The sequence below is a fragment of the Legionella parisiensis genome, from assembly GCF_001467945.1.
Taxonomy (GTDB): domain Bacteria; phylum Pseudomonadota; class Gammaproteobacteria; order Legionellales; family Legionellaceae; genus Legionella; species Legionella parisiensis.
In genome coordinates, this window is sequence record NZ_LNYQ01000013.1 from 881,569 (window position 1) to 903,544 (window position 21,976).

The following is a 21,976-nucleotide window of genomic DNA, read 5'->3' on the forward strand; positions in this document are numbered from 1 at the left end:
GAACCCCGGGTTTCGCTATGCTACACCCAGGCTAGTTTTAAGTTTAACCCTATTGCGCGAACACTGAAAATAAATCAAATTATTTAAAGTACTTTTGGTACATTAATTTTTTCCAAATCCTGTTTTAAATGACCAATTCCGTTCTTAAAGAAGGTAAAACTTGTGGCTTGATGAATCGGGATAAAACCTCTTTTATGATGGATTGCTTTAAGGAGTTTACCGATATCACTTTCTTCGCCACGGTTCTTGTTTAATTCTTCATTAATGCTTTCCTCAGATAAGGTAGCTATTTTATATTTATCATCAACAGACAATTCTTGGAAAGCAGTTTCAATTGCTTTCGTTTTCTTATGGGGATCGGAGGAAAAAAATCCAGCTCGCTCCAAAATTCCTTTATTGATATTTTCAATAAACATATTGATTTTTTGCAAACGTTTAATTTCAGTGTCGATTTCCAATAACTGCTCACCCTCTTTGCTTTTAATTATTTTATCTTTTATCCCGATCATATCTGATCTATTTAAACGCAATGCCCCAAGAGCAATTAATAAATCAGCTTTTATAGTACTTAAACCAGGTAATACGCGTTGCTCCCTGGACATTGGTTGTGTTTGACGCAATACTTCTTTAAGTTGAATATTTTCTTTCTGTATCGATTCCAACTGAGATCTAAGCTGAGTTACTTCCAAGGTATCATTAGTTGATGATCCTTTAGCATGTTTGCCTATATCGCGTGGTTGCATAGACTCTAACTGGAATCTAAGTTCGGACACTTCAGATGTGGCCTCACCTGAAGATTTTGGAGTTTGTTTCTCTACTTGAAGTTGTTGTTTTAACAAGATGTTTTCTCGTTGTAAGGCTTCTAACCGCCTTCGAAGTTCAAGAACAGTTTGTTCGTGTTTTTTTGCAGAAACTAGCTGAATTTTTAACTCTTCGTTTTCTCTTTTGACAGCTGACACTTCCTTTTCCAACTTTACTAAATTACTACTATTCTGCTGTGCATCGATACGAGTTTTTTCTATTTCCTCTTTTAGTTTCTTGATGGTTTCTTTAGAGGTGGATTCAACCTGCTTTAATCGCTCAAGCTCTAAATGTTGTTTCTCAAGTGTTCTGCTAGTTTTATCTGATTCAAGTTTCAGCGCTTCATATTGTCGCTGAACACTTTTTAGCTGTTTATCGGATTGAGCTAAAGCAGACTCTTGTTGATGTAAGGTATCTTTTGTCTTTTGTAATTCTTGTTTAGAAGAAGCTAATTCATTTTTTATCTTATCTAAAGCTGCTTGCCATTGAGCAGCATAAGTATTGATAAGTTGGGTGAGCGTCATGGCTTTTATTGCTTCAGCTTTCTCAGGTTCTCTTTGGACAAGGCTTTCTCTAAATGCAGTAATATAGTGAGTGATTTTCACTGGATTTCCCTCTGGAAAACCGAGTGCTTTAAATGTTTCACTGAGTTCTTCATCGCGTTTTTGGATTTCTACAAGAATTTCTTTTTTTACTTTATAACCAGCGTTAGCTACTCCAAAGCATTTTTGGCATGTACCTAGGAATTCGTGTATTTGCTCAAGAAATTCTCCCGCTTTTCCTATTTTACCCTTTTTTAAAGTGATAATATCTTCTAAACATCGATTAATAGCGTTGTACAATGAGGCCCATTGCAAGTCTATTCCAGAGGTTGACGCTTGCTCTTTTCCTAATTGTTTTGCTAAAGCTTTAGAGGCTATCTCCTCTAGGTCTAAGACCTTAAAAGGAGTTCGCATAAATTCAACTAATTTAAGAACTGAATCCAGGAGAGCATCTACATTTTCAGCATACTTAGGCTTGAACATACCCTTTTGATCTTCAGTAGAAACTCCTTTGAATATTAGAAGTTTTAATATGGTTACATGTTTTTGGGCTGGAGATCCTTCGAGACCATCAAAAAATATTTTTGGAGTAAATCCTTCTGGGATTAGTGGTTTTACAAAATTATGTACTACTTGGATTTGTTCATCACTTAGTTCAACAATGGGTTTGCCTTTTAATACTATATCCTGACGTAAATACGCACCTAACAAAGCCGAAGCATCGACGGATGCTCTATTTAATACAGGAATATGAAGTCGATCATCACCACGAACACTTATAAAATTACGAATATTTGCTTCTACCCGTTCATAAGCAAAATTAGTATCTTTTCCATTATTAGTTGCTGTTCTCATAAAAAGAAACAGATACAAGAGAAGCTTTGACAGGAGATCCGCATCACCATCGGTCCATTGTGATAGTTCATTTGCATTTAAACTGGGCATAATTATTACAACCTCAAAATAACAAAATGACATAGGAGGGGCAGTGTATTATATAATCATATTGACTACAAATTATATTTTATTTCAATGGAATACGATGACAAAAAAATCCATGGCTAATTTAAGAAAGTCATCTGAGTACTTAGATTACTAAATGTTCTTAAATAAAATTAACGTTCTTTATTTTGAGCTTTAGGTTCCAGTTCAAAAATTCAAAATTCCATGCATGTATGAAAAATTCACTCTTTAATTTTAAATTGTTGTGTAAGAACTGTCGATTTTTATCCAAATTTAGGATAAAGTAGCGCACAAAAAAAGAATGGGATAGTGCTGCATATGTTCAGAAAATTAAGGGGAGTGTTCTCCAATGATTTATCGATTGATTTGGGAACTGCTAATACATTGATTTATGTAAGAGATAAAGGGATTGTCCTAAACGAGCCTTCCGTAGTTGCTTTACGTAATGAATCAGGACAAAAACGTGTTGCGGCTGTGGGGCTCGAAGCGAAGCGGATGTTAGGAAGAACCCCAGGAAACATCAATGCCATCAGACCAATGAAAGATGGTGTGATCGCTGACTTTTTTGTTACTGAAAAAATGCTGCAGCATTTCATACATAAAGTTCATGAAAATAAATTCTTACGACCAAGTCCACGTGTTTTGGTTTGTGTTCCTTGTGGTTCTACACAAGTTGAACGTCGCGCAATACGTGAATCTGCAATGGGTGCTGGTGCTCGTGAAGTATTTCTTATTGAAGAACCTATGGCAGCTGCTTTAGGCTCTGGAATGCCAGTAGAAGAAGCTAGTGGTTCCATGGTCGTTGATATAGGTGGTGGTACCACTGAAGTTGCGATTATTTCTTTAAGTGGTATTGTTTACCACCAATCTGTTCGTATAGGTGGCGATAAGTTCGATGATGCCATTGTATCTTATGTACGTCGTAATTACGGTACGCTAATCGGTGAAACTACTGCAGAACGTATTAAACATGAAATTGGTTCAGCTTTCCCAAGTCGCGATTTATTCGAGATAGAAGTTCGCGGAAGAAACCTTGCGGAAGGTGTTCCTCGTAGTTTCATTCTGACTAGTGCAGAAATTTTAGAAGCACTTCAAGAACCTTTATCAGGAATTGTGGGTGCAGTGAGAGCTGCGTTGGAATTAGCTCCACCTGAACTGGCAGCTGATATTGCTGAGCGTGGCATGGTACTTACTGGAGGCGGTGCTTTATTGAAAAATATTGATACATTGCTCATGGAAGAAACTGGCTTGCCTGTATTAATTGCTGAAGATCCACTGACCTGTGTAGCACGTGGTGGTGGTAAAGCTTTAGAAACCATGGACTTACGCGGCGGTGATTTCCTCTCAACAGAATAATAAACATAATAGATTATTTAGCAGGAGCGGGTACAGTTCTATAGGATTTGTGCTTGCTCTTGCCTTTTCTATTTTTCTAATGTTTTCTGATTATCATTATCGATATTTAGATACTGTCCGTAGCGGCTTTTCCATAGTAGTTGCGCCTTTGCAATATGCAGTAGATTATCCTGTACGCGTTATTGGCTGGGTACAGTCACTGGTTAGTGCAAAAAAAGCATTAATTGCAGAAAACATACAATTGCGTTATCAACAAACCATGCTGGAAGCGGAATTACAAAAATTAATCGTGATTCAAAAAGAAAATTCTCAGTTAAAAGAGTTGCTTCTCACCTCAACACAAACAAATATGAGTGCTATGGCTGCACAAATTCTTGCGGTTGATACCAGTAACTCTCGTCAGGTTGTTGTTTTAAATAAGGGAAAACGTGATGGTGCTTACGTGGGACAACCTGTTTTGGATGCGAAAGGAGTTATGGGGCAAATTGTCGATATAGGCCCAATAACTAGCACGGTTTTACTTATCTCCGATTCCAAGAGCGCTGTACCTGTACGAAACAATCGTACAGGAGAACGGGCAATTCTTGTTGGAACCAACGATATAGAGCAATTATCTTTAATTAACTTACCAAAAACTTCATCCATTCATCCTGGCGATGTATTGGTAACCTCAGGTTTAGACAGGCACTATCCTGAAGGTTATCCCGTAGGTCGAGTGGAAGAAGTAAATAGTGTTCCTGGTGAAGATTTTGTTAAAGTGAGAGTGAAGCCAGTTGCACTACTCAATCGTAACCGGTTGGTATTGCTCATATGGTCTGATGTCGAGCAAGCGCAATTGAATGCACAAATTAATGAGCGTTTAAATGCCAAGGAGACTATGTGATAAGAAATCTGCGCGTACGTTTGTGCTTGGGTTTTATTGGGGCTCTTCTTTTATCTATATTACCCATGCCTGAATTAATCTCAGCATTCCGTCCTCCCTGGGTATTATTGCTGGTACTTTATATAGAATATTTTTTACCAGGTAACTTCAGATTGACAACATTGTTTTTTGTCGGATTATTATTGGATGTGTTACTTGCAACAGTAATAGGAGAGCATTCATTTGCCTTGCTTTTGGTAACTTGGATTGCCTCCAGCAAATCAAGACGATTTCAATTTTTTTCTATGATGCAACAAATTTTTTTAATCGGATTTTTCTGTCTTTTATACCAATCGATTATTTCTTTAATTGCTGCTCTGCTCGGCTTTAATTATAGCTTATTTACCTCGGCAGCCAGCGCTTTGGTAGGTATGTTTATCTGGCCATGGATTCGCCTGCTTGGCGAAGATACTTTATTGAAACGTTTGGTTTATCGTTGAAGAAATATGGCACGATTGGACTCTTCCCACTAGCTTCCCACTGCACTCATTTAAGTTTGATAATGGGATTTTCTGAATAACATAACACCCCCCTCTAGTTTTTCTATTTAATTAATATGAATTCTTTCAAAAAGTTTCTTTCTTAAACGGAGAATTTACTAACTATTTTCAAATTTGTGGACAAAAATAAAAACAGTTCTGCTATTTTGCGTAGTTCAAAACAAGTCCATTGTGGACGCAATCGGTCATTATGTGTATAATTAATTCATATATTTAAGTAATATAGTACGTCTTATGCCGAGAATCCGAGATAAAGCTGTGATAGCGGAGATAACAAGGGGAAACCCCATTGGCGAGGCACGTGGAGAAAATGCTTATATATCCATTTTTCCTATGAGATCGGATGAACGCAAAAATATGGTTAAGCGTTTAGATGAGAGTATTAGGGAGCTGATGGATGATGCTGAAAGAACCTATCAAGCGAACTGTTTTAAACCAGGAACTAGAGTTGTAGATCCCGATTACATTACTCGCTTAAGTACCAATGAATTCTTTTTTTACACTGAAGAACCTCTTACGCTGAAAGAGTTCGAAGAACTACAAAATAACATCGCTGAGAAAGCGAAAAACCTCTCCCCGGGAGTGCAACTAATTCTTGGTTCTTTTGCTGTAATTACAGATAACGGTAGGGTAATGAATGTGACTCCACATATTACTTGTGGGAACCCGCCAGACTTTCATTTCCTTGTCAAAAATTATTCTTCATTTATAGACGTCCGTTACAAACGGTCAGATTGGGAAGGGGGTACAAAGTCACTTCCTGTCTTGGATGTGCGTAATGCCCCTAAAACCATGCCCCAGATCGTGGTTAATGGAACAGCCAGAGAGCTCACTTTTAATAATATAGTACCGTGCAAAACTCCAGGTGGTACTCCATTCCTAACAGCAGTGGATATCTGTCTGGATCACAAACATGGCGTAGCTAAAAAAAATTATGAGGCTCTAGCAAAGAAAAAACCAGATATATTAAAGCTGCCTGTTTCCCATGTTATGGTGTCCAATACAGCAGAAGTACATAAAGAGCAATGTCTTGGCTCTTTAATGCATATTGATCCACTGTATTCACTGGCAGGATGCAAAAAAGGTGTTTCACAGCAAAAAGGTCCTTTACGATTGCTTCCATTCGGAAATGACGCTTGTTTCATAGTTGAGGTAGCTGCTGCGAAAATTAGCTATCAGATAGCTAATAAATATGCTTATAAAATTTCAGAGTCTCAGGATGGAAGAGATCACCAATCTTATACTGCCGCTTTATCAAATATCAATTTTCAAAATCAAACATCCCCTGAATTTCAAGATTTTAAAAGTAAGTATCAGAAATATAAGGGAGATTATTTAAAAACCCAAATTTTAGAAGATATTAAAAATCAAATTCAAGAAACCAGTTCAAAAACAGAATTATACGAATTAAAAGAAAAATTAAAAAACTCATATGAGTATCAAGTGCTTAAAACTGGACAGGGCTGGTTCACACAAACATTTAGCTTGGATACTTCATCGGTAAAAGCATTTGATAAAATGTTTAAACAACAAGAAGATAACTTATCGTATACAACTCCAAAATCATCAGTTTAAACTATTTAATTTAAGTTTACTTGTGAGTATTAGATAATTGGAGTGTATCGGAAAATTTTTGGAGGAAATATGAGAAAAGAAATAATGGAAAAAATCACTGGAAATAAGAATGGGCTTCAAGTGAATTTAGCCGGTATGAAAATCACTGATGATGAAATTCTTGAGGTACTCGAAACGATTAAACGGCTTAAGCCTACTGCTTCCATGATTGATTTGGATAATAATAATCTTAGTGATCTAGGCGCAACAATTTTAAGCAAACATTTAAGTGATTTTAAAAATATAGAAGAGCTGAGCCTGCAATTTAACAAGGTAGGGAGAGAAGGCGCTATTGAATTATTTAGTCTTAAAAAAGTATTCCCTAATCTTGATATTTTGTTTCATGGGAACAAGATTGTAAATGTAGATGAAATGGATGAAATTGAACACTTGGCCCTAGGAGACTCTCTAAGACCATGAGGTAAAGCATTGGAGTTTGGCATAGCTACTAATTGGCTGACCTGATCCACACGCACAAGGAAATTAACTTAATCTCTCTCTTTTTTCCTTGGCATATTTAAGCCTTTAAAATGGTGATGTATTGTTCTATATTCACCAGGTCTTAAATTATCTAATTTCCAGTCACCGATTTGATGTCGTACCAACCTTAAAGTGGGGAACCCAATTGCTGCAGTCATTTTGCGAATTTGATGGTTTTTTCCTTCTTTTAAAATAATTTCCAGCCAACTTGTAGGGATATTTTGTCGGAAACGAATTGGAGGATTACGCGGCCATAATCGGGGTTCATCAATAAGTCTGGCTTCTGCCGGTAAAAAGATAGTATTTTTAAGAATCAAACCTTTTTTAAGAGGTTCTAAGTCTGTTTCGGTAGGTATGCCCTCTACCTGTACCCAATAATACTTCCTTTTATTGAATTTGGGATGAGATAGATGATGTTGTAAAGCGCCATTATTGGTTAATAATAATAATCCTTCACTGTTTTTATCTAATCGTCCCGCTGCATAAAAATCGGGTCTATTAATAAAAGCAGCTAATGTGTGTTCGGGATCATCACCAGAGAATTGAGTGACGATACCATAAGGTTTATTGAAAAGTATAATTTCTGGCATTAAGTATGGTATAAAAAAGAAGTTTGAGTGTGCTTATACTAAGAGCTTTCTGCATCATGAGCAATTTCCTTATTGTAATTCGTTGTTTTTTAAGGTCAATACTTGTACAATGGCGCATAAATTATACTTTATGGTGAAAATTTTATGAAATCTGCAATCTTAGTTTCACTTTTTTTTTGTCAGTTTGCAAATGCAATGAATCATATTGTAATGGTTGGTGATGAAAAAGTAGAGATTAAGCACACAATAGGCAAAGGTAAAACTTATATTCATGTGCACCATAATGAACAAACAGCTTTAAAAGCAGCACAGGCGGTGATTCAGAAAGACGGTGGGAGCCTTATTACTTTAGTACACTCCGGTGGGCGCAATGTAGTATTTCATTTAGATAATCAGCGTTATGAGTTTGATCCGAACCGAATTTTTACAGATAAAGGGATAAAAAAAACGCTTTCACAGTTTGGACCATACACTCCTCGCGCTCATCAGGAAGTAAATAAGTTGGCAAGTAAAATTAAACAGCTACTGCCAAAAGGTAAAGTAGTTGCTGTTCATAATAATTCATCTTATTCGCTAAAAGATTATTTACCAGGAAAACCTTTGGAAAATGATGCTCAGGCGATTCATCTGGTTCCTGACAATTATTTTCGGAATTTTTATTTAGTAACTAAAATTAACGATTTTCTCCGCTTGAAAAGCAAAGGTTACAATGGTGTTTTACAAAAATCTTCTGCAACAGATGATGGATCATTATCTATTTATCTAGCAAAAAATGAGTATATCAATGTTGAAGCAGGATATGATCAACTGATTGAGCAAATCAAAATGTTGCAACATGCTTAGTAAGCTTCCAACATAAAGAATTAAATAGAAATGGTACTTGGGATTCCAAGTTATCACATGCTATCATTCCCTTTTCTCTAATTTTACGGAGTTGTCAATGACATACGATAAAATCAAAGTGCCTTCTCATGGTGAAGCTATTACAGTTACTGCTGATCTATCACTTCGTGTACCCAATAATCCCATTATCCCTTTTATTGAAGGTGATGGCATAGGTGTAGATGTAACACCCCCTATGATTCGAGTTGTTGATGCGGCTGTTGCAAAAGCATATGGCGATAAGAGAAAAATTGCTTGGATGGAAGTGTATGCAGGTGAAAAAGCAACCCAAGTTTATGGTTCTGAACAATGGCTACCTAAAGAAACTTTAGAGGCATTGAAAAAATATGTTGTTTCGATTAAAGGCCCATTGACTACACCTGTCGGCGGTGGAATTCGTTCACTTAATGTTGCCATTCGTCAAGAACTTGATTTGTATACTTGTTTACGTCCAATTCGCTATTTCACTGGTGTTCCAAGCCCTCTTAAAGAGCCAGAGAAGACAGATATGGTTATTTTTAGGGAAAATTCTGAAGATATTTATGCTGGTATTGAATGGCAAGCTGACACCCCCGAAGCCAAGAAAGTGATTGAATTCTTGATGAAAGATATGGGTGTTAAAAAAATCCGTTTTCCTGAGCACTGTGGCATAGGAATTAAGCCAGTTTCTAAAGAAGGAACCACGCGCTTGGTCAGAGCAGCAATCCAATATGCAATTGATAATGACAGGCACACTGTTACCTTGGTTCATAAGGGTAATATTATGAAATTTACAGAAGGTGCCTTTAAAGATTGGGGTTATCAAGTTGCACGTGATTTTTTTGATGCCAAGGAATATGAAGGCGGACCCTGGATGGAAATTAAGAATCCTAAAACAGGGAAACGAATTATCATTAATGATGTCATTGCGGATGCGTTTCTACAACAAATTCTTTTAAGACCAGAAGATTACAGTGTTATTGCCACACTTAATTTAAATGGTGATTACATTTCTGATGCCTTGGCAGCCCAGGTAGGTGGTATCGGTATTGCTCCAGGCGCAAATTTAAGTGATAAAGTTGCTGTATTTGAAGCAACTCATGGAACAGCACCAAAATATGCAGGTAAGAATAAGGTAAATCCTGGCTCGATTATCCTTTCCGCAGAAATGATGTTACGTCATATGGGATGGACTGAGGCAGCTGATTTAATTATCAAAGGCATGCAAGGTGCTATAGCAGCCAAAACAGTAACTTATGATTTTGAGCGGGGTATGATTGGTGCAACATTGGTGAGTAGTTCTGGTTTTGGAGAAGAAATAATTAAGCAGATGTAAAGTGTATGGCATAAGTACAACCTGATTTAAATGCGTGTAATTTGGAGGGGCGAATACAGTTTCTCCGAGTTCACATTGCTCCCATGAGGTTGAGATTTATGCCATTTTTGATTTCCATCGTTAATGAATGCTAACTAATCAATATGTTTTTGATTATTTCAAAGGCTAATTTTTTCATTAAAATTAGCTGATTTTACTGGCCAAAAGTGCGTAGGGAGTCTATAAAAATAGTATAGAGGTTGTATGTTATGAGTGGGCAGAATCTAGAGGAAATTGTAAGGCCTAAAGTAGCTGAGCCGGAGCAGAGCACCGAAATCAGAGTGCCTAGAAAGTACAAAGTAGTGTTGCTCAATGATGATTATACACCTATGGATTTTGTAGTTGATGTACTGAAGCATTTTTTTCATCTTAGTGAAGAAATTGCAGTTCAGGTGATGTTACAGGTTCATATTCAAGGAAAAGGCGTGTGTGGGGTATTTACGCGAGATATAGCAGAAACAAAAGTAGCGCTGGTAAATGAATACGCCAGAATGAATCAGCACCCATTGCTATCCAGCATGGAACCCGAGTAATTTGCTATGGGCTGAAGAGGAGCAACGACAATGTTAAATAAAGAACTTGAATTCACCTTGAATTTAGCTTTCAAGGAAGCAAAGGAAAAACGTCATGAATTTATGACCGTTGAGCATTTGTTGTTGTCATTGCTTGATAACCCTGCAGCTGGAAGTGTACTACAAGCATGTGATGCAAATATTGAGGCATTACGCCGGGATTTAATTGAGTTCATCGATGAAACTACTCCAAGAATCCCTGAAGATGAATTAGATAGAGAAACTCAACCTACGCTTGGGTTTCAACGGGTTTTACAACGTGCTGTATTTCATGTTCAATCGGCAGGAAAAACCGAAGTCACCGGAGCTAATGTATTAGCAGCTATTTTTAGTGAGCAAGAAAGCCAGGCAGTTTATTTCTTACGCAGAGAAAATATTACACGACTTGATGTGATTAATTATATTTCTCATGGTGTTTCTAAATATCAAAATAATGATATGCATGAGAACATGAATTCTATGGAAGATGATATGGGTTCATCAGAAGGTAATGAGTCACCTCTAGAAAGTTATTGCACAAACCTCAACCGACGGGCGAAACAAGGAAAGATTGATCCTTTAATTGGACGTCATGAAGAAATACAACGTACCATTCAAGTATTGTGCCGCCGCAGGAAAAATAATCCATTACTTGTTGGCGAAGCAGGGGTGGGCAAGACCGCAATTGCCGAGGGCTTGGCGCGACGCATTGTAGATGGTGAAATACCGGATGCAATCCGTGATTGTATCGTCTATTCACTTGATTTGGGTGCATTGCTAGCTGGAACCAAATATCGGGGTGATTTTGAAAAACGATTAAAAGCGGTATTAAAGCAATTAGGACAGCAGGAAGGGGCAGTACTGTTTATTGATGAAATTCATACAATTATTGGTGCGGGAGCAGCATCTGGCGGTGTTATGGATGCATCCAATTTAATTAAGCCCCTGCTGGCAAATGGTGAGTTAAAATGCATTGGTTCCACAACATATCAAGAATACCGAGGTATTTTTGAAAAAGACAGAGCTTTAGCGAGACGTTTCCAGAAAATTGATATTCCTGAGCCTACAGTCGATGAAACTTTTGAAATATTGAAAGGACTAAAAGGTCGATTAGAAGAGCATCATGGAGTGAAATTCACGATTCCTGCATTAAAAGCAGCCTCTGAACTAGCAGCAAAATACATTAATGACCGTTTTTTACCGGATAAAGCCATTGACGTTGTTGATGAAGCGGGCGCTTATCAGAATCTATTAACTGCAAGCAAGCGTAAAAAAATAATAAGTGTCACTGAAATTGAGAGTGTTGTAGCCAAGATTGCTCGCATACCGATTAAGAAAGTATCAGCGCGTGATAAAGATACTTTGCGTAATTTAGAACGTGATTTGAAGCTTTTAGTTTATGGACAAGATCAGGCGATCACTGCGTTAGCTTCCGCAATTAAATTAGGCCGATCTGGACTTAGAGATCCTCAAAAACCTGTAGGTTGTTTCTTGTTCGCAGGACCAACTGGTGTTGGAAAAACAGAGGTAACCAGACAATTAGCTAATGTCTTAGGCATAGAATTATTACGTTTTGATATGTCTGAATACATGGAAAAACATACTGTGTCACGTTTAATTGGTGCTCCTCCAGGATATGTTGGTTATGATCAAGGTGGGCTGTTGACTGAAGCTGTAACTAAAAATCCTCATGCAGTACTGCTGCTTGATGAAATCGAAAAAGCACACCCAGATGTATTTAATTTACTACTGCAGATTATGGATCATGGGATCTTAACCGATACTAATGGACGTCAAGCAGATTTTAGGCACATTATTCTGGTTATGACTTCTAATGCAGGAGCAGGGGAGCTGGTGCGAAACTCCATCGGTTTCTCACAACAAGACAACAGTAATGATGGGTTGGAAGTAATTAAAAAACAATTCAGCCCTGAGTTTAGAAACAGACTTGATGCAATCATTAATTTTGCTCCATTGGATGCAGTGACGATTGGTTTAGTCGTTGATAAATTCATTATGGAGCTGGATGAACAGTTAAGTCATAAAGGAGTTACCTTTAACGTCGATAAAATGGCACGTGAATGGCTTATTGAACATGGCTATGACAAAGTGATGGGTGCTCGTCCAATGGCCAGATTGATTCAAGAGAATGTAAAAAAACCTTTAGCTGATGAACTATTATTTGGTAAGTTGATGCACGGCGGCCACGTAACCTTAAAAGTTAAAGATGGTAAGTTACACTTTGATAGTCATGATCATAGAGAGGGCGTTTTTTAAATGACATTGAGTGTAATAATAATCACCAAAAATGAAGAAAAAAATATTAGAAGATGTCTCGAATCTGTTCGATTTGCTGATGAAATAATAGTGTTGGACTCGGGAAGTACCGATAAAACGGTTGCTATTGCTAAGGAATATACAGAGTATGTTTTTTCTACCGACTGGCCAGGTTATGGTGCTCAAAAACAAAGGGCATTATCAAAAGCACAGGGAGACTGGGTGCTCAATCTTGACGCTGATGAGTCTGTGAGTGAGGAATTGCAGCGTGAAATGATTGAGGCCATGGCATCTGATTCAGCAGATGCATTTAGAATTGCAATCCAAATGTATTTCTATAATCAACCTCTAAAATACTCTTCCAGCCCTAAGAGGCATGCTCGTCTTTTTAAGCGTGCAAATGCACATTTCAGTAGCGACATTGTTCATGAAAAGATAGTTCTTCCTGAGAAAGCGCGTATTGGTAAAATCAAAAGTACCATTATGCACCACTCATATAAGGACGTCAGTCATGTATTATATAAAATGAACAAATATTCATCTTATAGTGCCAAAACATACATCCTAAATAAAAGAAAACCCAGCTTTATTAAAACGTTGGCGAGTACTTCTTGGATGTTTTTTAGATGTTATATCTTGCAACGTGGGTTTCTCGATGGCAGAATAGGTTTTTTATTTGCAGTGTTTAATGCACAAGGAACTTTTTACCGTGGTATTAAGCAATTGTATCAAGACAGTAATATAGAACAATTGCCTTCTTTGGCAAAAGGCACAGAGGAATTAATTTGAACCTGAGCTTCTTAGAAGAAAAAATTGAAAAATTTAATCTACTGATACCAATTCTTCTCATGTTATTGGTGTTTTTTATTCCTATAAGCCCAAGCATTAAGTCAATATTAACTGTAGTCAGCTTGTTAGCCATAGGATTTACCCCTTCTTATAGACAATACCTTTTTTATGCTTTCAATACATTATGGGCGAGAGCTGCTATTGTTTTATTTTTTTATGTTCTCATCGCCTGTTTATGGTCAAAAGCTCCATTCAAAATGGAATACAATATTATCAATAAATATTCTAAGTTAATTTTTCTACCAATTTTTGCTGTAGGCTTTATTAAACCCCAAGCAAGAACATGGGCTTTAAATAGCTATATACTATCCATGCTGTTCACTTGTATTCTTTCTATGCTGAAAATTAACAATCTATTCATAAATGATTTTTTTACTTCTCTGGATCCTGGAGAAGTATTTTATAATCATATTGTTACTGGAATAATGATTGCTTTGGGAGTTTATTTTGCTGGAATTTTGCTACTCCAAACGAATTCAGGTAAATGGCTGCGATCTTTATATTTATCCATGATCGTATTAGGAAGTTATCAAATATTTTTTATCAATTCAGGAAGAGCCGGTTACATCATTTATGGTGTATTAATGTGCTTGTTGATCGTGCAAAAATTCCCTATTAGGAAAGCTTTAATAGGACTCGTACTATTTATGAGTGTGAGTGGTTTGGGCTTTATGCTTAGTCCAGTAATGCAAGATGGGGCTTACTCCCTGGTAAATGATCTTAGGCTCTTAAAGTACAATCAAACAGATACTTCTTTAGGTTATAGATATCAGTTTCATCGATATGCAGAATCTTTATTTAAAAAACATCCAATTGTAGGAGTAGGGACAGGAGGATTTCAATATCACTTTATTAAAGATCAGCCTGTACCTTCTTGGGGACATAAGCTTAATGAACCTCATGGCCAATACTGGTTGACCCTTGCAGAGCTTGGTTTGATAGGCATTGCTTTTTTTCTTTTTTTTATTGGTACATTGTTTATTACTGCTTTAAAGCTAAAAGAAATGAAACCTTTTCTATTGGGAATGCTGGTTTCCTTTTGTTTGCTATGCTTCTCGGATACTATATTTTGTTACTCCGCAATAGGGTACTTGTTGATTCTTTTCAGTGCCTTATGCTTTGGCGAATCAATTGAAAAAGAGGGAATGGCCTACAAAAAAATAATTAAAGATAAACTTGAACTCAATATAAATTTTTCACTCGTATTCTGGGTGAGAACCCGTAAGAGTTTATGATAGGAAAATCCATATTGTAGCCTCCAGCCATACCTTATAGCTTTGTTTTCTCAGTCTAGCAATTGTACCGGCCAAAAATGGTAAAAATGATGCACCGGCCCATTTCCTTGACCAATATTTTCGTCCTTTGCAGCCTTTATAGCATTGAACAAATAATTTTTTGCAATGCTACATGCTTTAACTAAATCAATTTTTTGGGCAAGGCAAGCAGTTATTGCTGCAGAAAGAGTACATCCAGTTCCATGGGTGTTTTGTGAGTTAATTCTTGGGCTAGAAAACCAATGTGTATCTCCATTTGCTCCTATTAATAAATCATTCGACTCAAATGATTGCAGGTGACCGCCTTTGAGTAAAACGTATTTTGGTCCAAAATTAAGCAACTTTTGACCAATGTACTTCATTTCCTTTTCGGAAGAAGCAGTTTCTCCAGTAAAAGTGGATGCTTCTGGAAGATTAGGGGTAATTAAGGTGGCAAGGGGCATAAGCCCGGTTATCAAAGAATCTACAGCTTCAGGTGATAATAAAGGGTAGCCGCTTTTAGCAACAGTTACAGGATCGATAACAATAGGAATACCTGTTGCTTTTCGTTTAAGAAAAGAAGCTACTAAGCTAATGATTTCACTACTGAAGAGCATACCTATTTTTATACTGTCAGGTTTAATGTCATCGAAAATAGCATTTAGTTGATCTTCTATCGCTTGCAATGGAATACCGTAACAGCTTTTTACGCCACAAGTATTTTGCACTGGCAATGCCGTAAGTACAGTCATTCCATAGCAACCCAATGCAGAGAATGTCTTTAGGTCGGCTTGTATTCCAGCCCCACCAGAGCCGTCAAATCCTGCTATAGATAAAGCCTTGTAGTGCATTTAACCTTACTCTCGCTTAATTGTTAGTAGACGGCAAACTGATCAGTCCGATCAAAATGAATTAATAAGAGTTTCATGCGGCAGGTGCATTTATTTGCTATGGCAGACCAAAACAAGAAGCCTCTTAAAATGTACCTGGAAAATAATTGGGCTTACCAAGCTGCAATTTTCTCTTCTGGTCGCAAAGAACACTCTTCTGATATGGAACCGTCATTACATACAACGAATCCAGTTATAGTGTAAGTAGAAACAACGCCCCCTTTCCATAAGCAGCACCCTCGAAACAGATTTAAATCCATCACAGCATGTGGTGTACAATAACATGTAGAGTAAAAACCATTTTTACACACAAGACGGCCTGCTGATGAGTCACAGTAGCTGATTCCACCCATCTGACTGCAGCAACCAGAAGGAAGAAATTGGGTTGTTGCGGCGTATAAAGGTGAAATAAGAAAACCTAATATACCAATACAAAAAAGAGTTTTAAGTGACCGCATCTTGATTTCTCGAATTATTTTTTTATTTTTAGAATAGCATAGGCTTTGTTTACATTTCTACTATCTTGGTCAAACTGACCTTATTTTCTGCGCTACGCTGCTTGGTACTGCATCCATGTGGTTCTTTGCCACTTGAGTCACGCACCATTTTGGCTCAAACACTAGTAAAATGTAAATAGAGCCTAATGTTTTTAAAAATTATTAGATGGAGTTTGAATCATCTGTAGGGAATCAGGATACATTGCCAATAAATAGCTCGTAGCTAAACCGGCTAAAAGTCCAAATAAATGTGCCTCCCATGATACGCCTTTTTCTTTAGGAAAAATACCAAAGAAGATACCGGCAAAGTAATAGATACAAATGATACCTAAGATGATGGTAGTCAGAGTGCCGCTCTGATAAATATTACTCACTAAAAAGCCCCAGTAGCCAGTAATTAAACCACTGGCACCTACGTGTAAACCGGGTTTGGCAAAGCACCAGATAGCGATGCCGCTTAAAACAGTAATCATTATTGTAACGATAAGAAAGTAGCTCAAGCCATTAATCAAAATGAAATTACTCAAAACGACTAAAGGGATCGAGTTAAAAAATATGTGATTGAAATTCGCATGTAAAAGTGGGGCAAATAAAATGCCAGGCAAGCCATAGGCACGCCTTGGAATAATACCCAGCAATAATATTTTTCTAAAAAAAAGACTTACAAAAAAGAAAAACCAGATGGTCAATAAAATAATCTCTAAAATGGGAATGTTATTTTTTGTCTGGCTTATAATCCAATTAAGGCTATTATTTAATTCTTCAAGCATTTTTTACTCGTGTATTTGAGTGATTTCACAAGTTAAATCACCTTGAGCCAATCGTACATCGATTTTATCGCCAATTCGTACCTGGTTGCTGGAAAACAACACCTTATGTTTTTTTGTTGCAATAGCATATCCTCTATCCAGTGTAGCTAAGGGACTGACTGCATGCAAGGTAGATAATTGTGTTCTCAATTGATAATTAAGTTGATTAATCTTATTTTGCATATGATGGATTAATTGTGTTGAAACTTTTTGTAACAGTATTTGTGTTTGCTTGATTTGTGTTTTAGGGTTTTTAGCATTCAAATGATTGATGCACAGATGAAGTTGATGGTTTTTTTGTTTTATTATGTACATCATGTGAGCAATCAATTGACGCTCAAGGTAATCTGTAGTTTGCCAGTAGCTGGCAATCGCTTTTTGTGGTGAAGATATTTTTTCGATTAGGTGCTGCAATTTAATTTGGTATTTTTGCAAAAAACGGTACATTGATTGATGCATACGTGATATGGAGTGATTTAATAATTTATATAATTCATTACAGTCTGGGGTCACAGCAGCAGCTGCTGCTGTAGGTGTTTCTGCTCTGTAATCTGCTACAAAGTCGGCAATTGTAAAGTCTGTTTCGTGACCCACACCTGATACGATAGGTATTGAGCTGGTTGCAATCTCGTGTGCTAATTGTTCATTATTAAATGCCCATAAATCTTCAATACTTCCTCCGCCACGTGCAAGCAGAAGCACATCACAGCGCTTCTCTGAATTGGCACGTCTTAATGCCTTTATCAGTTGTTGTGGTGCTGACGCACCTTGAACCTCGCTTGGATAGATGAAGACATCAGCTATGGGAAATCGTCGTGCAAGAGTGGATAATATATCACGAATTGCTGCGCCAGTTTTTGATGTAATTACTCCAATGGCACGAGGCATGACGGGAATTGGTCTTTTTTTTGTTGAGTCAAATAAACCTTGGGCAGCAAGTTTATTTTTTAATTCTTCAAAACGCTGATAAAGTGCCCCTAAACCTGCTTCAGTCATTTGTTCTACGATTAATTGATAATCGCCCCGAGCCTCATACAGACTTAATCTTCCGCTCGCGACTATATGTTGTCCGTCACAAAGCTTATATGCAAGTGAGTTGGTATGGCGATTTTTAAAGTACACACAGCGAATTTGGGCATGAGTATCTTTCAAGGTAAAATAAAAATGCCCCGATACCGGCTTACTCAAATTAGAGAGTTCTCCTTCGACATGGACCGTACCCAGCTCATTTTCAAGGTAGCTTTTAACCTGTCGATTAAGCTGACTGACAGTAAGGATTGTGTTCATTTTTTCTATAATCAATTGTGATTGTCCCCATGAAACGACAGATTATAAATTTTAAACATAAAAATTTGTATTTCACATGCAGAGTATCAAAATTAATAACTTACTTATAGAGACAAAAGAATTTCACTTCATCTATGAGCCCATCTTGGCAAACCTTCTCGGAATAAGCTATGATTCGCGCTTTAAAATAATAAATAAAAATAAAATGAACTCATTCCAAAATAAAAAATTAGGTTTTTTTAGCTCATTTTTGTTTTTACTCATAACCATCTGTGTAACTGGTTGTGTCGATCTATCCGGTGGCAGGGCTTCAGAGAAAAGACCAATACCTAAAACAGCCCAATCTGTGATTCACCAATCTGCAACCCAGAAATCGGCAAAAAAAGGGAAGATAGTGAAAGTGAGCAAGTCACAGCCCTATCATGGCGAAGTGCATACAATGTTAGGTGGTTTAGGGGTTTTTAGCACTGGTATGAGAACACTTAGTGATACTGTTGAAGAAGAGTGTAATGTAGCCGCACCCAGTGACATGTGGTATAACGCGGGTAATGTGACTCGTGAAATTGTTGCTTATTATCAGAAACATAAACAGCATAGACCAATTATTCTGGTCGGACATTCTTTAGGTGCTAATGAGCAAATCAAGGTCGCACGTAATTTAAATAAAGCAGGTATTCCTGTCGACTTATTGGTTACTGTAGATGCCGTATCTCAAACCATTGTGCCTCCTAATGTAAAACACGCGATGAATTTTTACAAATCTGGGTATGTGCCCATGTTTAGTGGTTTGAAACTCAAAGCTGTAAATCCGGATCAAACTCGTATTGACAACATTAATGTTGCTGCGATAAAAGGCGTTACAGTGAATCATTTCACGATTGATAAAGAACCTGTTGTACAAGCAATGATAATGGAAGAAGTAAAAAAGGTGTTGAGTAATGCAAATAAAGCAAAAGGGTAAAGAAAATTTTCCTCGTGTCTGCGTTATCGGAGCAGGTCCAAGCGGACTTGCTGCAATTAAAAATTTACAAGAGCAGGGTGTAACAGATATCACTGTATTTGAAAAAAATAATCAGATCGGTGGCAATTGGGTATACGATGAGGGTAATAATCATTCCAGTGTTTATGAAACGACCCATATTATCAGTTCAAAACGATGGTCGGAGTTCGAAGACTTTCCTATGCCGGCGCATTATCCTGATTATCCATCGCATACTTTGGTTTTAGATTATTTTAAAAGCTATGCGAATCATTTTGATTTAACTAAATACATCCGCTTTAACACCAATGTACTACAAGTAAAACATACTGATCAACATCAATGGAAAGTCATTTTTGAAAATAATATGGGTACGCATGAAGAATACTTTGATTATTTATTAGTCGCAAATGGCCATCATTGGGATCCTTTTATGCCTGAATATCCAGGTGAGTTCTCTGGTAAGCTGCTTCACTCGCATCAATATAAAAAAGCTTCTGTTTTTAAGGATGAACGTGTTTTGGTAGTTGGAGGCGGCAACTCTGCATGTGATATTGCTGTAGAAGTGGCACGTATTTCTCCAAAAACGTGCATCAGCATGCGCAGAGGTTATCATATTTTTCCTAAATTTGTATTTGGTAAACCGACAGATGATGCAGTAGCAAAAATTAGATGGATGCCTTCTTGGTTAAGACAGAAGGTTTTGAGCTTTTTTGCTCGAATCTTACAAGGTAGATACGCCAAATATAAATTAATGAAACCAGATTGCGGTCCTTTAGAAATTCATCCAACGATTAATACGGAGCTACTTTATTTTATTCGTCACGGTGAAATTTTCCCTCGCCCTGGAATTTCTCATTTCGAAGGAAATCGTGTCTATTTTACTCATGGCAAGTCGGAAGAATTTGATACAGTGATTTTTGCTACGGGCTATAAAATAAGTTTCCCATTTATTGACAAGCAAATTGCTGACTTTAGTAACTCAACAAAGATACCGCTTTATCGGAAAATGATGCACCCAGACTATGATAATCTATATTTTATTGGTTTGTGCCAACCTCAAGGATGTATTTGGCCGCTTGCTGACTATCAGTCAAAAATAGCCGCACGCATAATTATGGGAACTTTAAAACGCCCTGATAAATTGCATGAAAAAGCACATGAGGAGATGAACAAACCTCATTACCGATTTAAATCGCATATACGACATGCCGTAGAGGTTGATTATCATAAATTCCGCCGTGAATTATTGGATATGTTGGAAGCATAATCAGAGAAGTTATAGCCGGAGTGGTGAGACTCAGTGACTCAAGCTACAATGTAAGTGATCAGTCTCAATTTGGGCCCAGTCTTTTTTTGATCACCTTGAGAGAAAAATTATCCAGTTACTTCTCACATACTTGCGTATGCTGCGCTTTCAGAAAAAATTTTCTCACAGCCTACGCTCAAATCCCCGTTCGTGTAACCATTCACATGGGCAGGCTTGCGTTATTATGCACGATTAATCCCTGGATTCCTGCCGTTTAATGAGCGCACCCATTAATTTTTCTATATTAGTTACATGTGGGTTTTCTTGTACAATCATTGCCTTGGTACGTTCTTCACAATATCCTTTTACTTCTTTATCTGGAAAAATATAGAATTTCTTTTGATCCACTTCGTGAACAATATGCTCTGCAATATCTATGGCAGGGCGTGAGTGCGATAAAAGAGATTGCAACACTTCATGAAAGGAAGAGTGTATATCGGTAGTATGAGATAAAAGTGAGGTATCTGTAAAAGAAGGGAAAACTACCGAGACATCTACTGGTTTTTTCATGCGCATCAGATCAAAAAACAATGATTCAGATAAAGCAAGTACTGCATGCTTTGACATGGCATAAGAAGCAGTTTGCGAACCGGTACATAATGAATATAAGCTTGCTATATTGATAATACGTGAATGAAAAGTTTGTTGAAATAGGAAAGGAATAAAGGCCTGAATGATATTGATCATTCCATGTAAATTAACCTCCATGACTTTTTTGATGTGTTCAGAGCTCAAGTCCCAAATGGGGCCTAATTGACCTATAATGCCTGCATTGTTATAGATCCAATCAATGCGCCCTAATTTACTTTCAACGCGTTGTACCAGTTGTGCTACGTCATTTAGTTGTGTTATGTCACAAGAAATTTCCAGAAGTTTTTCTGGAAACAGGGACCAAAGTCGTTCAGCTTCCTGCTTGAGTTTAATCTCATCTTTATCTACCATAACTACAATATTGCCACGTTGTAAATGGACTTGGCTTAATGCTAAGCCAATTCCATTTGCAGCGCCGGTGATTACAGCCACTCTCATTTTCTTTCCTTTTGCTATAATTTTATAAATCTTACCAACATAAGGGTGCTATTTTGAAAAACGGCGACGAAATACCAGAGCCTTATGAGTATCCTGATGAGCCTAACGAATATCCAACAGAACCAGAGCCTTATGAGCCTGATGATCCTGGAATTCCTGAGCCTGAGCCATCACAACCCTCTGAGCCAAATTTGGAGTAGTAGTACTCAGATCCAATCATAGAACGGCTCTATTTGGCGCAT

21 protein-coding genes are annotated in these 21,976 nt (G+C 37.3%); 14 read left to right on the plus strand and 7 right to left on the minus strand.

Going from position 1 to position 21,976, the window contains the following annotated elements; all coding sequences use genetic code 11:
- Positions 1 to 83: 83 nt before the first annotated feature.
- Positions 84 to 2,288, minus strand: a complete 2,205-nt coding sequence (locus Lpar_RS09950) for a coiled-coil domain-containing protein (protein ID WP_058517801.1) — start codon at positions 2,286 to 2,288, stop codon at positions 84 to 86.
- Positions 2,289 to 2,624: 336 nt separating this feature from the next.
- Between Lpar_RS09950 and Lpar_RS09955 the strand changes: the two genes are divergently transcribed.
- The 5 genes from Lpar_RS09955 (at position 2,625) to Lpar_RS09975 (ending at position 7,118) form a co-directional block, all read left to right on the plus strand.
- A complete protein-coding gene (locus tag Lpar_RS09955; RefSeq protein ID WP_003636696.1) occupies positions 2,625 to 3,662 on the plus strand; it encodes a rod shape-determining protein in 1,038 nt (345 codons plus the stop codon).
- Complete coding sequence (mreC, locus tag Lpar_RS09960; RefSeq protein WP_058517802.1) at positions 3,640 to 4,545, plus strand: rod shape-determining protein MreC; 906 nt, start codon at positions 3,640 to 3,642, stop codon at positions 4,543 to 4,545. Before Lpar_RS09955 ends, mreC begins: the two co-directional genes overlap by 23 nt.
- Complete coding sequence (gene mreD, locus Lpar_RS09965) at positions 4,545 to 5,024, plus strand: rod shape-determining protein MreD (protein WP_058519231.1); 480 nt, start codon at positions 4,545 to 4,547, stop codon at positions 5,022 to 5,024. The genes mreC and mreD overlap by 1 nt, the downstream gene beginning before the upstream one ends.
- Positions 5,025 to 5,318: 294 nt before the next feature.
- Positions 5,319 to 6,659: a hypothetical protein gene (locus Lpar_RS09970; protein ID WP_058517803.1), complete on the plus strand. Its 1,341-nt coding sequence runs from the start codon at positions 5,319 to 5,321 to the stop codon at positions 6,657 to 6,659.
- Positions 6,660 to 6,728: 69 nt separating this feature from the next.
- On the plus strand, positions 6,729 to 7,118 hold the full coding sequence (locus tag Lpar_RS09975) for a leucine-rich repeat domain-containing protein (RefSeq protein WP_058517804.1): 390 nt from the start codon (positions 6,729 to 6,731) through the stop codon (positions 7,116 to 7,118).
- 68 nt (positions 7,119 to 7,186) lie between these two features.
- Here the strand turns inward: Lpar_RS09975 and Lpar_RS09980 are convergent, their stop codons facing one another.
- Positions 7,187 to 7,768 (minus strand): pseudouridine synthase, encoded by a 582-nt coding sequence (locus Lpar_RS09980; RefSeq protein ID WP_058517805.1) that lies wholly within the window; start codon positions 7,766 to 7,768, stop codon positions 7,187 to 7,189.
- Positions 7,769 to 7,912: 144 nt separating this feature from the next.
- Between Lpar_RS09980 and Lpar_RS09985 the strand changes: the two genes are divergently transcribed.
- The 6 genes from Lpar_RS09985 to Lpar_RS10010 all read left to right on the plus strand — a co-directional run bounded on the left by Lpar_RS09985 (position 7,913) and on the right by Lpar_RS10010 (position 14,916).
- Positions 7,913 to 8,611, plus strand: a complete 699-nt coding sequence (locus Lpar_RS09985; protein WP_172465773.1) for a protein tyrosine phosphatase — start codon at positions 7,913 to 7,915, stop codon at positions 8,609 to 8,611.
- Between the two features lie 97 nt (positions 8,612 to 8,708).
- Positions 8,709 to 9,965, plus strand: coding sequence for an NADP-dependent isocitrate dehydrogenase (icd, locus tag Lpar_RS09990; RefSeq protein ID WP_058517806.1), 1,257 nt, complete (start codon positions 8,709 to 8,711; stop codon positions 9,963 to 9,965).
- Positions 9,966 to 10,213: 248 nt separating this feature from the next.
- A complete protein-coding gene (gene clpS, locus Lpar_RS09995) occupies positions 10,214 to 10,537 on the plus strand; it encodes an ATP-dependent Clp protease adapter ClpS (RefSeq protein ID WP_058517807.1) in 324 nt (107 codons plus the stop codon).
- 30 nt (positions 10,538 to 10,567) lie between these two features.
- Positions 10,568 to 12,832: an ATP-dependent Clp protease ATP-binding subunit ClpA gene (gene clpA, locus Lpar_RS10000; RefSeq protein WP_058517808.1), complete on the plus strand. Its 2,265-nt coding sequence runs from the start codon at positions 10,568 to 10,570 to the stop codon at positions 12,830 to 12,832.
- Positions 12,833 to 13,621, plus strand: coding sequence for a glycosyltransferase family 2 protein (locus tag Lpar_RS10005; protein ID WP_058517809.1), 789 nt, complete (start codon positions 12,833 to 12,835; stop codon positions 13,619 to 13,621).
- A complete protein-coding gene (locus tag Lpar_RS10010) occupies positions 13,618 to 14,916 on the plus strand; it encodes an O-antigen ligase family protein (RefSeq protein ID WP_058517810.1) in 1,299 nt (432 codons plus the stop codon). The genes Lpar_RS10005 and Lpar_RS10010 overlap by 4 nt, the downstream gene beginning before the upstream one ends.
- A 50-nt stretch (positions 14,917 to 14,966) precedes the next feature.
- On the opposite strand, the gene thiD is transcribed toward Lpar_RS10010, so the two are convergent.
- The 4 genes from thiD to xseA form a co-directional block, all read right to left on the minus strand.
- Positions 14,967 to 15,785 carry a bifunctional hydroxymethylpyrimidine kinase/phosphomethylpyrimidine kinase gene (thiD, locus tag Lpar_RS10015; RefSeq protein WP_058517811.1) on the minus strand — a complete coding sequence of 273 codons (819 nt, stop codon included), beginning with the start codon at positions 15,783 to 15,785 and terminating at the stop codon, positions 14,967 to 14,969.
- Positions 15,786 to 15,937: 152 nt separating this feature from the next.
- Positions 15,938 to 16,282: a neurogenic locus notch gene (locus Lpar_RS18520; RefSeq protein WP_082650365.1), complete on the minus strand. Its 345-nt coding sequence runs from the start codon at positions 16,280 to 16,282 to the stop codon at positions 15,938 to 15,940.
- Positions 16,283 to 16,473: 191 nt separating this feature from the next.
- Positions 16,474 to 17,091, minus strand: a complete 618-nt coding sequence (locus tag Lpar_RS10020) for a rhomboid family intramembrane serine protease (protein ID WP_058517812.1) — start codon at positions 17,089 to 17,091, stop codon at positions 16,474 to 16,476.
- 3 nt (positions 17,092 to 17,094) lie between these two features.
- Entirely contained in the window at positions 17,095 to 18,417 is a 1,323-nt protein-coding gene (gene xseA, locus Lpar_RS10025) for an exodeoxyribonuclease VII large subunit (protein ID WP_058517813.1), read from the minus strand.
- A 205-nt stretch (positions 18,418 to 18,622) separates the two neighbouring features.
- Between xseA and Lpar_RS10030 the strand changes: the two genes are divergently transcribed.
- Positions 18,623 to 19,378: a thioesterase domain-containing protein gene (locus Lpar_RS10030; RefSeq protein WP_058519233.1), complete on the plus strand. Its 756-nt coding sequence runs from the start codon at positions 18,623 to 18,625 to the stop codon at positions 19,376 to 19,378.
- Entirely contained in the window at positions 19,356 to 20,666 is a 1,311-nt protein-coding gene (locus Lpar_RS10035; protein ID WP_058517814.1) for a flavin-containing monooxygenase, read from the plus strand. Before Lpar_RS10030 ends, Lpar_RS10035 begins: the two co-directional genes overlap by 23 nt.
- Before the next feature lie 231 nt (positions 20,667 to 20,897).
- On the opposite strand, the gene Lpar_RS10040 is transcribed toward Lpar_RS10035, so the two are convergent.
- The gene (locus Lpar_RS10040; RefSeq protein WP_058517815.1) at positions 20,898 to 21,734 is read right to left on the minus strand and encodes an SDR family NAD(P)-dependent oxidoreductase; all 837 of its coding nucleotides are present in this window, start codon (positions 21,732 to 21,734) and stop codon (positions 20,898 to 20,900) included.
- 53 nt (positions 21,735 to 21,787) lie between these two features.
- On the opposite strand from Lpar_RS10040, the gene Lpar_RS19100 reads away from it, so the two are divergent.
- Positions 21,788 to 21,934: a hypothetical protein gene (locus tag Lpar_RS19100; protein WP_165482434.1), complete on the plus strand. Its 147-nt coding sequence runs from the start codon at positions 21,788 to 21,790 to the stop codon at positions 21,932 to 21,934.
- The last annotated feature ends 42 nt before the right edge of the window (positions 21,935 to 21,976 follow it).

Coding starts and splice junctions, on each gene's coding strand:
- Lpar_RS09950 (WP_058517801.1), bottom strand. CDS start 2,288: ATGCCCAGTTTAAATGCAAATGAACTATCACAATGGACCGATGGTGAT.
- Lpar_RS09955 (WP_003636696.1), top strand. CDS start 2,625: ATGTTCAGAAAATTAAGGGGAGTGTTCTCCAATGATTTATCGATTGAT.
- Lpar_RS09970 (WP_058517803.1), top strand. CDS start 5,319: ATGCCGAGAATCCGAGATAAAGCTGTGATAGCGGAGATAACAAGGGGA.
- Lpar_RS09975 (WP_058517804.1), top strand. CDS start 6,729: ATGAGAAAAGAAATAATGGAAAAAATCACTGGAAATAAGAATGGGCTT.
- Lpar_RS09980 (WP_058517805.1), bottom strand. CDS start 7,768: ATGCCAGAAATTATACTTTTCAATAAACCTTATGGTATCGTCACTCAA.
- Lpar_RS09985 (WP_172465773.1), top strand. CDS start 7,913: ATGAAATCTGCAATCTTAGTTTCACTTTTTTTTTGTCAGTTTGCAAAT.
- icd (WP_058517806.1), top strand. CDS start 8,709: ATGACATACGATAAAATCAAAGTGCCTTCTCATGGTGAAGCTATTACA.
- clpS (WP_058517807.1), top strand. CDS start 10,214: ATGAGTGGGCAGAATCTAGAGGAAATTGTAAGGCCTAAAGTAGCTGAG.
- clpA (WP_058517808.1), top strand. CDS start 10,568: ATGTTAAATAAAGAACTTGAATTCACCTTGAATTTAGCTTTCAAGGAA.
- Lpar_RS10005 (WP_058517809.1), top strand. CDS start 12,833: ATGACATTGAGTGTAATAATAATCACCAAAAATGAAGAAAAAAATATT.
- thiD (WP_058517811.1), bottom strand. CDS start 15,785: ATGCACTACAAGGCTTTATCTATAGCAGGATTTGACGGCTCTGGTGGG.
- Lpar_RS18520 (WP_082650365.1), bottom strand. CDS start 16,282: ATGCGGTCACTTAAAACTCTTTTTTGTATTGGTATATTAGGTTTTCTT.
- Lpar_RS10020 (WP_058517812.1), bottom strand. CDS start 17,091: ATGCTTGAAGAATTAAATAATAGCCTTAATTGGATTATAAGCCAGACA.
- xseA (WP_058517813.1), bottom strand. CDS start 18,417: ATGAACACAATCCTTACTGTCAGTCAGCTTAATCGACAGGTTAAAAGC.
- Lpar_RS10030 (WP_058519233.1), top strand. CDS start 18,623: ATGAACTCATTCCAAAATAAAAAATTAGGTTTTTTTAGCTCATTTTTG.
- Lpar_RS10035 (WP_058517814.1), top strand. CDS start 19,356: ATGCAAATAAAGCAAAAGGGTAAAGAAAATTTTCCTCGTGTCTGCGTT.
- Lpar_RS10040 (WP_058517815.1), bottom strand. CDS start 21,734: ATGAGAGTGGCTGTAATCACCGGCGCTGCAAATGGAATTGGCTTAGCA.